Source organism: Streptomyces sp. NPDC014734, from assembly GCF_043083325.1.
Lineage (GTDB): Bacteria > Actinomycetota > Actinomycetes > Streptomycetales > Streptomycetaceae > Streptomyces.
Window position 1 is genome coordinate 1 of sequence record NZ_JBIBYN010000023.1, and the last position, 14,265, is coordinate 14,265.

Annotated in this window: 11 protein-coding genes; 5 read left to right on the forward strand and 6 right to left on the reverse strand. The window is 72.8% G+C overall.

Translation table 11 applies throughout. The features are described from left to right. Nucleotides 1-188 (reverse strand): hypothetical protein (locus tag ACF1CT_RS29320; RefSeq protein ID WP_391786990.1); only part of this gene is annotated, 188 nt, incomplete at its 3' end. A gap of 187 nt (nt 189-375) precedes the next feature. On the opposite strand from ACF1CT_RS29320, the gene ACF1CT_RS29325 reads away from it, so the two are divergent. Genes ACF1CT_RS29325 through ACF1CT_RS29335 form a run of 3 tightly spaced genes read left to right on the forward strand, consistent with a single transcriptional unit; the run spans nt 376 to nt 4,632 of the window. Beyond that, nucleotides 376-672 (forward strand): trypco2 family protein, encoded by a 297-nt coding sequence (locus ACF1CT_RS29325; protein ID WP_391786991.1) that lies wholly within the window; start codon nt 376-378, stop codon nt 670-672. Then, nucleotides 669-3,611: a trypsin-like peptidase domain-containing protein gene (locus ACF1CT_RS29330; RefSeq protein ID WP_391786992.1), complete on the forward strand. Its 2,943-nt coding sequence runs from the start codon at nt 669-671 to the stop codon at nt 3,609-3,611. Before ACF1CT_RS29325 ends, ACF1CT_RS29330 begins: the two co-directional genes overlap by 4 nt. 19 nt (nt 3,612-3,630) lie before the next feature. Then, nucleotides 3,631-4,632 carry a DUF6801 domain-containing protein gene (locus ACF1CT_RS29335; RefSeq protein ID WP_391786993.1) on the forward strand — a complete coding sequence of 334 codons (1,002 nt, stop codon included), beginning with the start codon at nt 3,631-3,633 and terminating at the stop codon, nt 4,630-4,632. Between the two features lie 290 nt (nt 4,633-4,922). On the opposite strand, the gene ACF1CT_RS29340 is transcribed toward ACF1CT_RS29335, so the two are convergent. The 5 genes from ACF1CT_RS29340 to ACF1CT_RS29360 all read right to left on the reverse strand — a co-directional run bounded on the left by ACF1CT_RS29340 (nt 4,923) and on the right by ACF1CT_RS29360 (nt 11,727). After that, a complete protein-coding gene (locus tag ACF1CT_RS29340; RefSeq protein WP_391786994.1) occupies nt 4,923-6,638 on the reverse strand; it encodes an ABC transporter ATP-binding protein in 1,716 nt (571 codons plus the stop codon). After that, complete coding sequence (locus tag ACF1CT_RS29345) at nt 6,635-7,333, reverse strand: metal-dependent transcriptional regulator (protein ID WP_391787107.1); 699 nt, start codon at nt 7,331-7,333, stop codon at nt 6,635-6,637. Before ACF1CT_RS29345 ends, ACF1CT_RS29340 begins: the two co-directional genes overlap by 4 nt. After that, nucleotides 7,333-9,156: an ABC transporter ATP-binding protein gene (locus ACF1CT_RS29350; RefSeq protein WP_391786995.1), complete on the reverse strand. Its 1,824-nt coding sequence runs from the start codon at nt 9,154-9,156 to the stop codon at nt 7,333-7,335. Before ACF1CT_RS29350 ends, ACF1CT_RS29345 begins: the two co-directional genes overlap by 1 nt. A 46-nt stretch (nt 9,157-9,202) precedes the next feature. Then, on the reverse strand, nt 9,203-10,099 hold the full coding sequence (locus ACF1CT_RS29355) for an alpha/beta hydrolase (protein ID WP_391786996.1): 897 nt from the start codon (nt 10,097-10,099) through the stop codon (nt 9,203-9,205). A 134-nt stretch (nt 10,100-10,233) separates the two neighbouring features. After that, on the reverse strand, nt 10,234-11,727 hold the full coding sequence (locus tag ACF1CT_RS29360) for a N,N-dimethylformamidase beta subunit family domain-containing protein (RefSeq protein ID WP_391786997.1): 1,494 nt from the start codon (nt 11,725-11,727) through the stop codon (nt 10,234-10,236). Between the two features lie 435 nt (nt 11,728-12,162). Between ACF1CT_RS29360 and ACF1CT_RS29365 the strand changes: the two genes are divergently transcribed. Continuing rightward, a complete protein-coding gene (locus ACF1CT_RS29365; protein WP_391786998.1) occupies nt 12,163-12,780 on the forward strand; it encodes a hypothetical protein in 618 nt (205 codons plus the stop codon). A 231-nt stretch (nt 12,781-13,011) separates the two neighbouring features. After that, nucleotides 13,012-14,241, forward strand: a complete 1,230-nt coding sequence (locus ACF1CT_RS29370; RefSeq protein WP_391787108.1) for an amidohydrolase — start codon at nt 13,012-13,014, stop codon at nt 14,239-14,241. Nucleotides 14,242-14,265 lie beyond the last annotated feature (24 nt).

A 14,265-nucleotide genomic window follows, 5' to 3' on the forward strand; every position in this document is an offset into this window, starting at 1 on the left:
GTCACGGAGACCGCCCGCGACGTACAACGCCTGGCGCCCTGGCGCGCGACGGCGGTCACCGAGGCGTGACGAGCCGGGGAGCAGGAGGGGGCGGGCTCGCGACGCCCCGCGGCCTCGCGTCCCGCGTCGTCGTCGGTCGCGATGACTCCGCCCTCGCTCCCTCCTCCGCCCCGGATTCGAAGCCGCATGGCGACGCTCGCCGCTCCACCCCTCTCTCGCTCCCCGGCTCGTGGGCCCACCCGCCGGACCCCGAAACCTTTTTTGGCACCTGTGGGTGACATGGTGCGGATTCAGGGCGATTCCGCGTCGGCCGGGTGTTGTGCGGTGCATGATGGTCGTGTACCGGATGGCCGACGGGCGGAAAGAGGTGCGGAGTTGATCGAGCTGGCCACCGTGATCCGGGATCTGCGGGACGAGTTGGAACGCGCGGTCGTCGCCGCCGAGGGCGAGGCGCTGCGCTTCGAACTGGGGACGATCGAGCTGGAGATGTCGGTCGCGCTGGAACGGTCCGGGAACGCGGAGGGAAAGGTGCGGTTCTGGGTCGTGGAAACGGGCGCGCAGGCGGCCGTGGGCGCGACCTCCACCCAGCACATCAGACTGACGCTGAAGCCGGCCCTGACCGGGTCGGACAAGATCTTCATCGGCGGTGACGCCGAGGTACATGAGGAATGAGTACCGGGGGACACCCGGCCCCGGAGCCGGCCGGACCTGATCTGCGGCGGGTGGTCCAGGTCCTCGCCACGACGGAGAAGGGCGCGCGGCGACGCGGTTCGGGATACCGGGTGGGGACGGACGCCGTTCTCACCGCCGCGCACGTGGTGGATGACGCGTCATCGGTTCACCTGCGCTTCCTCACCGAGGACGGCCGCACGACCGAGGTGCCCGGCAAGCGGGTCTGGACCGACTCCGTGGCGGACATCGCGGTGCTCAGGATCGCACGCGACCCGGACACCGGCGGACCGCCGGCCACCGAGGTCCCGCCGGTGCGGTTCGCACGCGTCACGGCGGTGGTCGCCTGCGAGGCGCTGGGATTCCCGCGGTTCAAGATGCGCCGCGATCCCGCCTCGGTGCTCGACGGCCGTCCCGTGCTGTACCGGGATTCCCACCACGCACGCGGGACCACCACCCCGCTCGCCGGCGTGCGCCAAGGGGCCCTGGAGCTCTCGCTGCGAGCACCGGAGTACGACGCCGACCGGAACCGCTCCCCGTGGGAGGGGATGTCGGGGGCCGCGGTGTGGAGCGACGGCCGTCTGATCGGAGTGGTCAGTGAGCACCATCGCCCCGACGGGCTCGGCACGCTCACCGCGAGCCGGGTGGACCGTTGGTACCAGTCCCTCCCACCGGCCCGGATCCGCGAACTCACCGAGCTGATCGGCCTGCCCCACGGCGCCGCGCTGCTCGAACGACTCCCCTCGCGTCGGAGCGAGTCGTGGCTGCGGACGGCGGCGGAGGAACTCGCCTCACGGGTGGAGCGGCAGTGGTCCGAGGAGGAGCGGCGGCGCAGTGTGCACGACCCGTTCCCGCTGGCCGTGCGCTTCCGGAACGCCACGGGTCCGTTCGACAACTGGTCCAACATCCGCCGGGCCGACCCCCGGTCGCGGACGAGGGCGGAGCCCCTGGGCCTGACCGGCGCCCTCGACCGGATCGTCGAGGTGTACCGGACGATCCCGTCCCACCGACTGGTGGTACTCGGCCGGGCCGGGTCGGGCAAGACGATCCTGGCCCTGCGCTTCGTTCTCGACCAGCTCGGTGCCCCCGCCCCCGGCGACCCCGTGCCGGTGATCTTCAGCCTGGGCTCCTGGGACCCGGCCACCACCTCGTTGCACGACTGGATGTGCGGTCAACTGGTGCGGGACTACCCCGACCTCAACGCCCCGGCCCCGAACGGCGGGAGTCTCGCCGCCGCCCTGGTCCACGGCGGCCGGATCCTCCCCGTCCTCGACGGCTTCGACGAGATCGCCGGAGGCCTGCGGTCCGCGGCGCTCCGCGCGCTCAACGCCACCGCCACGGGACTCCTGCTCACCAGCCGCCCCGAGGAGTACGCCGAGGCCGTCGGGGCGGCGGAGGCGGTACTCAGGGGGGCCGCCGGAATCGAGTTGGCACCCCTCGCGCTGACCGACCTCGCCACCTACCTGCGCCGGGCCAGCCCGCCCGCCCCGGGCGGCGACGAGGACAGCACCGTATGGCAACCGGTCCTGGACGAGCTGGGCGGGGAAGCGCGCGGCCCGGGCGCGCGGAACGTCGCCGACGTGCTCAGCACCCCGCTCATGGTCACCCTGGCACGCACCGTCTACCGCGGCGCGCGCGGGCCGCAGCCGAAGGAACTGCTGGACACCGACCGCTTCCCCACCGCCGAAACCGTGGAGGGCCACCTCCTGTCCGCGTTCGTCCCGGCCGCCTACGACCTGCCGCCGACCGGCGCCGAGAACGCGGGCCCGCGCACCGTCGACCGGCGCCGGGGGCGCTGGGACACCGAACGTGCCGAGGACTGGCTCGGATACCTCGCCGGCCATCTCGACCTGCTCGGCCGGGGCGGCCAGGGAGCCCGCGACCTCGCCTGGTGGGAACTGGGCACCACCATGCGCCGTTCCTCGCGGGCCGTCGCCATCGGGGGCCTCGCGGCCGTGGCCTTCGGAGTCACGACCGCGATCGGGAACATCCCCGTGGACCTGGTGGCGACCACGTGCGGCCTGGAGTTCGCACTCGTGAGAGGGGCCGTGGTCGGGCTCCTGCACGGGCTCGCGGCCGGGCTGATCTTCGGACTCGTCTACTGGTTCGCGGCCGGGCGCGCGGGGCTCACACCGTTGCCGGTACGCATCAGGCTCTCCCGCAAGGCCTGGCGCAGACGCGAACAGGCGCTTCGCGGCGGCGTGATCGGTGTCGCGGTCGGTCTCGTGGCCGCAGTGATACTGCTGTTCCTCGACCGGCTCGTGGTCCCCGGACTCGGGCTCGACGACGGCCAGGGCGGCGACGGTTCGGCGGCGTTCGTGTTCCTCGCGGAACTCGGCTTCGGGGGCGGCCTCGTCTTCGGCCTCACGGCTCTCCTGGAGGATTCCCTGCAATCGGAGTCAGCTGTCCGGCCCACGGACCTGCTGAACGCCAATCGCAGGCTCGTCGCCTTCCGGCTGTTGGTCTGGGCGCTCGTCATCGGGCCGCTGGTCGGGCTGGTCGAAGGGGTCTGGAACGGTCCCCTGCGCGGACTTGAGGTGGGAACCGTGTTCGGGCTCGAAGCCGCGTTCGGCGCCGGGCTGGCGTACGGGTGCGGTCTCACCGCCTGGGGCCAGTGGGTTGCCCTGGCCCGGATCTGGCTGCCGTTGACCGGACGGCTGCCCTGGCGGCTGATGGCGTTCCTGGACGACGCGCACCAGCGCGAAGTGCTGCGTCAGGCGGGCGCGGTCTACCAGTTCCGCCACGCCAAGGTCCAGACCCACCTGAGCGGCGCCTTTCGGACGAAGCACTCGGCACACACCTCCGGCGCCCCGGCGAGACCCGTGGCCGCTGCCCGCGCGTCGACGCGGCAGGGGCCTTCGCGGACGCCTTCGCAGGGGCATTCCCCAGCGCCTTCGCGGAAGCGGGAGCACGAGCAGGAGCGTGAGCGGGAGCCGAGCTGATGGCACGTCGGGAGGTCCGATGAGGGCAGTGGGAAGGCCGGGAACGAAACTCTTCCTCGGGGCCGCGGCGGCCGTACTGGCCGCGGGCGGGGGCATGGGCGTCACCGGAGCCGGTGACGCGGCCGCACGGCCGGTCTCGCTCGCCCTCCGGTACACCTGCGCCTTTCCGGTGATCGGTGGCCAGCCCGTCGCGGTGCGGATCAACGCGGACATCCCCGGCCCGGACACCGTCGGCGTGCCCACCCGGCGATTCCCCGTCAGCCCGGTGGCGGTGGTGAGCGCCGAACTCACCGCGGGGCTCCGCTTCCTCGGCGTGCAATCCGTTACGGGCACGGCGGAAGGCAAGGTCAAAGTCGGATCGCCGCAGGGCGACTTCGACATCGCCCTCCACTTCACCATCCCCAAGGTCGCCGTTCCGGACTCCGGTTCCTTCCGCGTCCCGGCGACCGGCGCCGCACCCCCGCTCACGTTCACCCGACGGGGCAGGGGAAAGATCACCGCCGGGGACATCGACCTGCACCTCGTCCCGAAGGGCGCGGATATCCATCTCTTCCCGGACGAGCTGGACCTGACCTGCACCTTGGACGGCGGGCAGAACGACGTGATCGATCGGTTCGACATCCTGCCGCGGCCAACGGCGACCGCCCCGGCCACGTCCGTTGCGACGCCCACGACCACCGCCGCCCCCTCCGGGGCCACGACGCCCACCCCCTCGAAACCGGGGGTGTCGGGGTCCGGAGCCCCCTCGGCCGTTGTGGGCACCCCGGGCAGGACGGCCGCCGGCCCGACCGGTTCGGCCTCCGCCGCCACGGCGAAGGCCACGGAGAGCTCCGCGGCCGCCGGCGCGCCCGCGCACGCGACCAGCAGGGCGGACACCAAGGGAACGGTCCTGCTCGCGGCGGGCGGTTGTGCCGCGGTGGCCGCCGTCCTCGGCTGCGGCTGGTGGTTCGGGCGCCGCCGCCGCCGGCGTGTCAGCGGCGAGGGATTCGTGACAGTGAGCGACGTGGAGGAGCTGCCGTAGCCGGACCGGGGACGCCGAGCCCCTCGGAGCCTGCCGGGTGGCCTCTGACCGGGCGGCCATGTCCTGGCACGCGTGCCTCCGGTGCTGCCGGGACGACCGGGCAGTTCCGTCACCGGGCCCTCCCGGCCCCCTGGAACCGCACGCACCACGCCCCGTCCGCTTCCCGGCCGGAGGCCACCCGACAGGCTCTCGGCCCCCGCCCCGGCCCGCTCCCCAGCAGCCGTCCACCGCCTTCCACCGTCCCGTCCCGTACCGTCCTGCTCCGCCCCGCGCCGCGCCGTCGAGGGGCCTCACTCACCGGCCATCGGTGCCAGGGAGATGTTCCAGAAGCGGGCGTAACGGCCGCCGCGGCGCAGAAGTTCGTCGTGGCCGCCTTCCTCCACGATCCGCCCGCCGTCCAGGAAGACCACGCGGTCGGCGCGGCGGACGGTCCGCATCCGGTGCGCGACCATCACCACGGTCCGGCCCGCCATCAGGCGCTCGATGCCCTCGTGCACGGCCGCCTCGTTCACCGGGTCCAGGGCGGACGTCACCTCGTCCAGCAGCACGACGGGCGCGTTCTTCAGCAGCGCCCGCGCGATCGAGACGCGCTGGCGTTCACCACCCGACAGCCGTGCGCCGCCCTCGCCGACACGCGCCGCCCAGCCGCCGGGCAGCCGCTCGACCACCTCGTCCAGCCGCGCCGCGGTGGCCGCTGCCCGCACCTCGGCCTCGTCGGCGTCGGGCCGGCCCAGCCGTACGTTCTCCTCGATCGTGCCGTCGAAGAGATGGACGTGCTGGAAGACGATGGCGATCCTCGCCATCAGCGTCTCCGTGTCGATCCCGCGCACGTCCACGCCTCCCACGCGCACCGCGCCCCCGTCCACGTCGTGGAACCGCGCGATCAGGTGCAGCAGGGTGCTCTTGCCGGCCCCCGACGGGCCGACGACGGCAAGCCGCTGCCCCTGGGGCACGGACAACGAGGCGCCGTCGATCACCGTCCGGTCGCCGTGCCGGAAGACCACGGAGTCGAACTCCAGGTCATGACGCACCGGTTGGACGGGATCGGCGGGCTCCGGGAGCGGCTCGGTGCGCAGGATCGCGTCGAGGCTCGCCAGTACGGAACGGGCACCGCGGAGTCTGCCCCCGATGTCCGTCAGCGACAGCAGCGGATCCGCGCTGCGGGCGGCCAGCACCAGGACCGTCAGGAGCTCCGCCGCACCGATGTCCCCGCCGAGCGCGAGGCAGGCGCCCAGGACCAGCAGCACGGTGAACACCAACTGCACCGTGAGCGTCAGGCCCACCACACCGGGCAGCGCCGACAGGGCGGAACGGCGGGACGCGAGCCGGACGTCGCGCAGGGAGTCGTCGAGCAGCCGGAAACGTTCGCCGGCCCGGCCACCGGCGCGCAGCACGGGCTGCGCCCGGAGGTACTCGATGACGCGTCCGGCGGCCTCGTGATCGCGTGCGGTGCGCTCCGCGTCGTCGGCGGCCGTCGAACGTCCTGTCCGGATCTGGATCGCCGCCACGACCGGGACGGCGGCCAACGCGGCAAGCCCGAGCTGCCATTGGTACGCGAGCATCACGACGACGATCGTCAGCGGAGTCACGCAGGCGGAGACGAACGGCGCAAGCAGATGCGCGATCACGCTCATCGCCTGCAGGACGCCGCGACTGGCGAGGACGGAGACCTCCCCGAGACGGCCCGCGTCGTACCAGCCGACGGGCAGGCGGGCCAGATGGCTGCCGAGCCGGTGGTAGGTGCCGCGCAACAGCGCGGTCCCGACGTGGAAACCCGACAGATCGCTGAGGTAGCGCAGGGCGGCGCAGACCGCGACCGCGGCCCCGAACGCGACGAGCCAGGGCCGGGCGTCCGCGGGCGTGTCACCGAACAGGGCCCGCAACACGGGAACCAGCAGCGCGTAGGAGAGTCCCTCGGCGATCGCGGTCGTCGTCATCAGGGCCACGGTGCGGCGGGTCGGCCGGGCGTACTCGTGACCGAGGACACGCAGCAGCATGCGGATCACCGGGTCTCGCCTCCTCGCGGTGTGTCATCGGGGGTCTCCACGAACACGTGGTCACTGACGTCATGGGGGAGTGTCACCGGTTCGTCGCCGGGCACCCGCACTCCGCTCCCGGTCGCCATGACGCCGATCCGGCGGCCGGGCCGTATCCCGGCGCGTTTCAGGCGCAGCAGGACCGAGGGATCGTTCTGAAGCATCTCGCCGATCCGGACGACCACCACCGTGCTCTCCGCGGCGAGCGCCGCATCCGTGAGGGTGAGGACGGGGGCGGGGCAGCCGCCGCTCTCCTCCCCGGTGGGAATGGGGCTGCCGTGCGGGCACAGGGAGGGACGGCCGAGCAGCTCCGTCAACCGGCCCGCCACCGCGTCGGACATCACGTGCTGCCATCGGGAGGCCTCGATGTGAACGTCCTCCCACCGAAGGCCGATGACGTCCGCCAGGAGGCATTCGGCAAGGCGGTGCTTGCGCATCACCCGCAGGGCCTGTCGGCGCCCCGGCTCCGTCATCACCAGACGCCGGTCGTCGGCCACCCGCACCAGTCCGTCGCGCTGCATCCGGGCCACGGTCTGCGAGACGGTCGGCCCGCTCTGCCGCACCCTCTCGGCGATCCGGGCCCGAAGCGGCACCACCCCCTCCTCCTCCAGTTCGAGAATCGTCCTGAGGTACATCTCCGTCGGATCGACGAGGCCGTGTGCGATCACGACCGCTCCTCCCGGTCCGTATCGGCCCCTTCCGCGCCCGCGCGCCGGTGCGACCGCCAGAACTCGGCGAACCGCCCGCCCCGGGACAGCAGTTCGGCGGGGCTGCCGTGCTCGACGACGGACCCGTTGTCCAGCATCACGACGGTGTCGGCGTCGGCGATCGTCTCCGGGCGGTGGGCGATGACCAGTAGGGTCCGGTCGCCCGTCCGCGTCGCCAGGGCCCGGCGCACCGCCTGTTCGGTCTGCGGGTCGGCGAAGGCGGTCGCCTCGTCGAGCACCAGAACGGGGGTGTCGGCGAGCAGCGCGCGTGCCAGGGAGATCCGTTGTTCCTCCCCGCCCGACAGCCCGGCGTCCTCGCCGATCACCGACGCGTACCCGCGGGGCAGTTCGAGAATCCGCTCGTGGATGTGTGCCAGCCGGGCCGCGCGCACCACGTCGTCGAGGCCGGCCCGCGGCACCGCGAGCGCGATGTTGTCCGCGACCGACGCGCGCAGCAGCTGGACGTCCTGGAAGACGAAGGAGACCGTCCGGTGGAGTTCCCGGCCGGCGAGCTCGCGCAGATCGACACCGCCGAGGACGACCGAACCGTGGGACGGGTCGAAGAACCGCGGCAACAGCTGGACCAGCGTGGACTTCCCGCTTCCCGACGGCCCGACGACCGCGGTGACCGTCCCGGGTTCGAGCACCAGGTCGATCCCGCGCAGCACCTCGTGACCGGTTTCGTAGCCGAACCGGACCCCACGCAGTTCCACCCGGTGTCCCCGCGGTGCGACCGGGTCCGCGGGTTCGGGCAGCGGCGGCACCGCGAGCACGTCGCGGATCCGGCCGACTGCGCGCCGGGCGGCCCGCAGGTCGTCGAAGCCGTGGCCGAGGGCCGCCACCGGGGCGGTGAGGCCGAGGCCGAGCAGCAGGAAGGGCAACAGGTCGGCCGGGGCCAGCCCGCCGTTCGTGATCAGAGCCGTGCCACCGGTCAGCACGACGAGGAGCACGAACGGCGGCGACAGCACGAGCTGCATCCCCGCGGCGATCCGCGAGATGCCGTGCACCCACCGGCGAAAGGTGCCGACGAAATCGTCAGCGGCCGTGAGGAACGCGCGGTGGGCGCGACCGGATCCGCCGAACGCCTTGACCACCGAGATGCCCTGGACGAACTCGACGGCCGCATTCGCGATCCGTCCCATGGCCCCGTCGAACTCCTCCTGCTCGCGCCGGCGCGCCGGGGTCATCATCAGCGGGACCAGAGCCACGGCCAGTACCACCGGTATCAGTGTGATCAGGGTGAGCCGCCAGTCGACGGTGAACAGGTAGACCAGGGACACCGCCGGCACCACGAAGGCGGAGACGAGCTCGCCGGGGGTGTGGGCGATGAACGGGTGCACGGCGGCGACGTCCTCCCCCACCACCGAGGCCAGCTCTCCGGTCCGGCGCCGGGAGAACCAGCCGATCGGCACGCGCCCCAGCCGCGCGGCGAGCTGCCGACGGAACATCAGTTGCACCCGGCCGTCGAGGACATGGCCGATCACGGACGACGCTGCCGTGAACAGCAGCCGGAGGAGCATGCCGGCCGCACCGGCGATCACGGCGATCCGGACCCGGTCGTGATCGATCGGACCGGGCGCCAACAGGACACGGCCCAGTTCGCCGACGGCCAGCAGCGGCGCCAGACCCGCGACGGCGCCGATGACCTGCAGGACGACGACGGCGGCGAAACTCCCGCCGTGGGGGCGCAGCAGCGCGGCCAGGCTCTGCCCCGCCGCGGGTCCGGCGACCGGTGGTTCCGTGTCTCGTTTCCTGGCCCCGGCGAGATCGGTGGTGGTCATCGTCCTCCCGCCCCCGTCGTCCTCGCCGCGGCTGGGCCCCGGCACCTCATTCGGCCAGGGCACGGCGCAGGGTCGCACCGAGTGCGGTGATCTGCCGCTGCGAGACCTCGGCGGACAGGATCGCCTGCGATCCGTGGAAGGTGCCGGGCCACTGGTGCAGCTCGACGGAGACACCCGCCCGCAGCAGGCGCAGCGCGTAGTCGATGCCCTCGTCGCGGTTCGGGTCGAACTCCGCGGTGGCGATGTAGGCGGGCGGCAGGCCGGACAGGTCGGTGGCCCGGGCCGGGGCGGCGTACACGGTGGCGGGCCGGGAGCCCAGGTAGTGCCCCCATGCCGCGGCGCGTACGGCACTCGTGTTCCAGGGCGTGTCGGTGAAGTTGCGCGCCGACCACGTCTGCGACCTGTCGTCGAGAATGGGCTCGTTGAGAAGTTGGAAGCGGATCGGTGGCCCCTGCTGGTCGCGGGCCCGCAACGCGACCGCGGCCGCGAGGTTCGCGCCGGCACTGTGCCCGCCGACCGCGATCCGCCCCGGGTCGATGCCGAGCCCGGTCGCGTGCTCGGCCGCCCAGGCAAGTACGGCGTGGACGTCGTCCAGCGCCCCCGGGAACGGGTTCTCGGGGGCCAGCCTGTAGGCCACCGAGATCACCAACGCGCCGGAGGCCGCCGCGATCCGGGCGGCCCAGTGGTCCTCGGTGTCCAGGGTGCCGACGACCCACCCGCCGCCGTGCATCCAGACGACGGCGCCCCGGGCCCGTTCCGGGCGGTAGATCCGCACCGGCACGTCGGGATCGGCGGGCACCGTGAGGTCCTCCACCTCCAGACCGGTGGTGTCCGGCGCGGGCTTCGCGGCGGCCAACTCGGCGTAGACCGCGCGGTGGGCGACCGGGTCGGCCAGATCGTTCTTGGGGAACAGCGGGACGAATGCTTCGAGTTCGGGATCCATGCGGGCCATACTCGCCGCCCGGTGATCCCCGGATCATCCGCCAACTGTCGGGCATCGCACCGGGATCACGCGCCGACCGGCGCCCCTGCGCCTCCGGGACGGGCCGCGCCCTCCGGACGTGGCGGAACTGGCCGTCAGCCCCTCTTGCGTTCCAGCATGCGGGACAGGAGGTTGTGGGTGGCCCGCCGCACATGCTGGTTCACGTGCTGGGGATCGTGGAGCGCCAACGGCCAGTAGAACGTTCCGGCGACGAAGACGATCGTGCCCCGCTCGTCGACGCACAGGCTGGTGTTCTGCTGGGTCCGTCTCCGGCCCAGCCGGTCCGCGTAGGGCGACGCGGAGAGGAGTGTCTGTCGGGTTCCCGCGGGCCGGGGCATCGCCGGGTCGAAGCCGTCGGCCTCGACGGCGACCAGATCCGGGATGCTGTCGCCGTCCCGCAGGCCGGTGCCCGACCAGAACCAGTGGTCGCTCTCACGGACGACCAGGGGCACGGGCTTCTTGAGGATGCCGTTGTACTGCACGCCCAGCAGCCCCTGCTCGGCGTGCTCGTGGTCCGCTCCGAGCTGGCGCCAGCGCGAGGTGGGTCCGAGCGGCCCAGGCGCGGGGTCGGGGCTCTCCTTGTAGCAGGTCACCACACGGCCCGGCCGGCCGTCGGCGGAGCCCTCGACGCGGATGTGGAAGTAGATGTTGTTCGCGGTGAGGAAGGCGAGATGGGTTCCGGCCGCGACGGCCCGCTCGGCGCAGCCGCGCATGTCCGCCGACCAGTACTCGTCGTGCCCGGAGAACATCATCACCCGGTACTTCGAGGGATCGATCCGTCCCTCGTGCAGATCCAGGCTGCTCGCGTAGGTGATGTCGTGACCGGCGCTCTCCGCCCACCGCGCGGCGCTGGTGTCCAGCTCGAACCAGTGCGGCGCACCCGACTGGGAGTAGGGCCGGTCGAAGGAGACCTTGACGGCGCGGTCCTCGAACCCGCCCCACACGCCCTCGGGGCTGTATCCGCGGTACAGGTTCTTTCCGGTGCGCCCGTCGTGCGGCCAGACGTTGTACGCCTGGTAGGTGGTGAAGGGGACGACCATCAGGATGTCGGAGCGGCGCGCGGGCTCGCGCACGACGAAGGGCGTGCAGGCGCGGTGCCCGTCCCTGGCCGTGAAGACGGCCACGTAGATCCCCGACACCCACGACCTGGGTACGCGCAGCGTCCATGAGACCGGCCAGTCGCAGGCGATGAGCCCGGTGCCTGCCTCCGGGACGGGCCTGGTGCGGGGGCGCACCGCGACGGGGGAGCCGGTCAGCAGGAGCCGGGTGCCCGATCCGCCGTGTCCGCCGACGCGGTGGACGGACACCGTGCACGTCTGGGCGCGGTGCGACGAGATGTGGAAGCCGATCGACTCCCCGCGGCCGACGGAGGTCTTCGACGCGTAGCCCTGGATCTGACCGGTGGAGTCGGAGACCTTCTTCTTGTCGTCCCACGGCATGGTCTCGTTCCCCGGGGAGCTCGCACGGTTCCCCAGCACCGCGGCCCCATCGCCGGAACGCGCGGCCGGGGCCGATTCGTTCAGCGCCCGACAGCCGGTCAGCGCGGCAGCACCGACCCCGATCGCGGACAACGCCGCCCGACGGGACATTTTCGACACGGAACACACTCCGGGACCTGGACGCCGGGGATCACACCTCATGCGTCATGGACTTGCTCGACGGCGGTCCGGCGCCCGAGTCCCGGTGCCGGCCCGTCAGTGACCGGCCGTCTCGTTCCATGTGACCGATCGCGACGGAAGATGAGGAGAAGGCGTGTTTGGTTGCCTGCGGGGGACGCGGAGGCGACCACACGCCGAAATCCGGGGGCCCGTCGGCCCCGGAGCCGGCGGCTCGGGGCGCGTCGCCGGAGCGTCCGGCGTGCGCACCGTGCGCGCCGTCCTCAGGGGCCGACGGGCCCGCAGGCTCCGCGAGATCCGGACCCGGTCCCCGGTGCGCGACCCCGAGAGCGAAGCAGGGGATTCTCAGGGGGCGTTGGGGGACGCTCCCGATGGTGGCAGGGGGTGGCCCGGCGCGAGGATCCCGGCATGGACACGAACGAGTCGACGCGGAACCGGAACACACACCTCGGGGCGGCACTACTCGCCGGGCCCGCCCTGATGGCGGGGTACGGCCTGGTACGGCTGATCGGGCGGGCGGTCGGTGACTACGGTCCCGGCGTGTGGTGGACGGTGGCCCATCTGTTCTTCCTGGCCGGGGTGTTGACGTTCGTTCCGGTGTTCGCGGGGCTGGGGCGGCTCGCGGGCGTCCGGGGCGGCAGAGGCATGGCGGTCGCGGCGGCGGCCCTGGCGGGACTGGTCGGGGCGGCGGCGGTCGTGGTCCAGGCGGGGATCGATCTGGTGGCCGGATTCGTCGCGGCGGACAAGGACGCCATGAGCGAGCTGTTCGAGAAGGTGCAGGACGTGCCCGGGATCATGCCGCTGGTCTACACGGTCGTGCCGATGCTGTTCTGGCTCGGGCTGCTCGGCCTGGTGGCCCTGCTCGCCCTCTTCCGTCGGGACGCGGTGCCGTGGTGGACCCCGCCGCTGGTGCTGGCCGCGACCGTGCTGATCGCGGCGGACCTGGACCTGCTGCCGGTCGGCGCGCTGTTCCTGGGGCTGGCGCTGCTGCCGGTGCGCCGGAGGGTGTCCCCGGCCCGGGGGTGACCCCGGTCCGAAGGTGCCCGCGCACCGGACCTCACACCCCACACCTCATCCACCTCATACGCCTCACACACCCCATGTGCCCCAGGCGCTCGAAATGGGCGAGTTTACCCACCTCGTCGTCACCTCACACGCGACGACCCAGTCATTTATTCGTCTATGTGGCTGAAGTTTTCTTGTTTCATGGGCAGTTGAAGGGGGAAGAGACGTACGCTTCGCCAGGTGAACCACTTGATGTCCCGCGCGTCCGATGCCCAGCCGACGACCCAGGGCGAGGCCCTCCCCGGCACCCTCCCCGAAGCCCTGCGTGCCGAGCTGATCGCCTTCCGGCGCGACCTGCACATGCACCCGGAGCTGGGCAACCAGGAGTTCCGTACCACCGCGGCCATCAAGGCCCGGCTGGAGAGGGCCGGGTTGCGCCCCCGGGTCCTCGCCATCGGCACCGGGCTCATCTGTGACGTGGGCACGCGGGACGACTCCACCGCGCCCATGCTCGCCCTGCGCGCGGACATCGACGCACTGCCGATCCCGGACACCAAGACGGGCGTCGCGTACCGCTCCACCGTCGCCGACCGGGCGCACGCCTGCGGGCACGACGTCCACACGACCTCGGTCCTGGGCGCCGGGCTCGTGCTCGCCGACCTGGACCGGCAGGGGCTGCTGCCGAACCCCGTGCGCCTGGTCTTCCAGCCGGCCGAGGAGGTGCTGCCGGGCGGGGCGCCCGACGCCATCGCCTCCGGGGCGCTGGAGGGTGTCGGCCGGATCATCGGGGTGCACTGCGACCCGAGGGTGGACGTGGGGCGGATCGGGCTGCGGGTCGGCGCGATCACCTCCGCCTGCGACCGGCTGGAGATCGGCCTGGACGGTCCCGGCGGGCACACCGCCCGACCGCACCTGACCACCGACCTGGTCACCGCCGCCGCCAAGGTCGCCACCGAGGTGCCCGCCCTGCTGTCCCGCCGGATCGACGCGCGGGCCGGGCTCGCCGTCACCTGGGGGCGGCTGGACGTCGGGCACGCCTGCAACGTGATCCCGCAGCACGCCGAGCTCTCCGGCACCGTCCGCTGCCTGGAACTGTCGGCCTGGCGGGACGCGCCCGACCTGGTGCACGCCGCGGTCGACGAGGTCGCCGGGATGTACGGCGCCAAGACGGTGATCAACTACGTCCGGGGCGTCCCCCCGGTGGTGAACGACGCGGGCGTCACCGATCTGCTCTCCGGGGCGATGGCCGCGCGCCGCGGACCCGACGCGATCGAGAGCACCGAGCAGAGTCTCGGCGGCGAGGACTTCTCCTGGTACCTGGAGCACGTCCCCGGGGCCATGGCCCGGCTCGGTGTCCGCACGCCCGGGGACACCGCCCGGCTCGACCTGCATCGCGGCGATTTCGATGTCGACGAGCGGGCGATCGCGGTGGCCGTGGAGCTCTTCACTGCCTCCGCGTTGCTCCATCGCAACCATCCGTGACCGCACGCGTCACCCCCCGTTCGC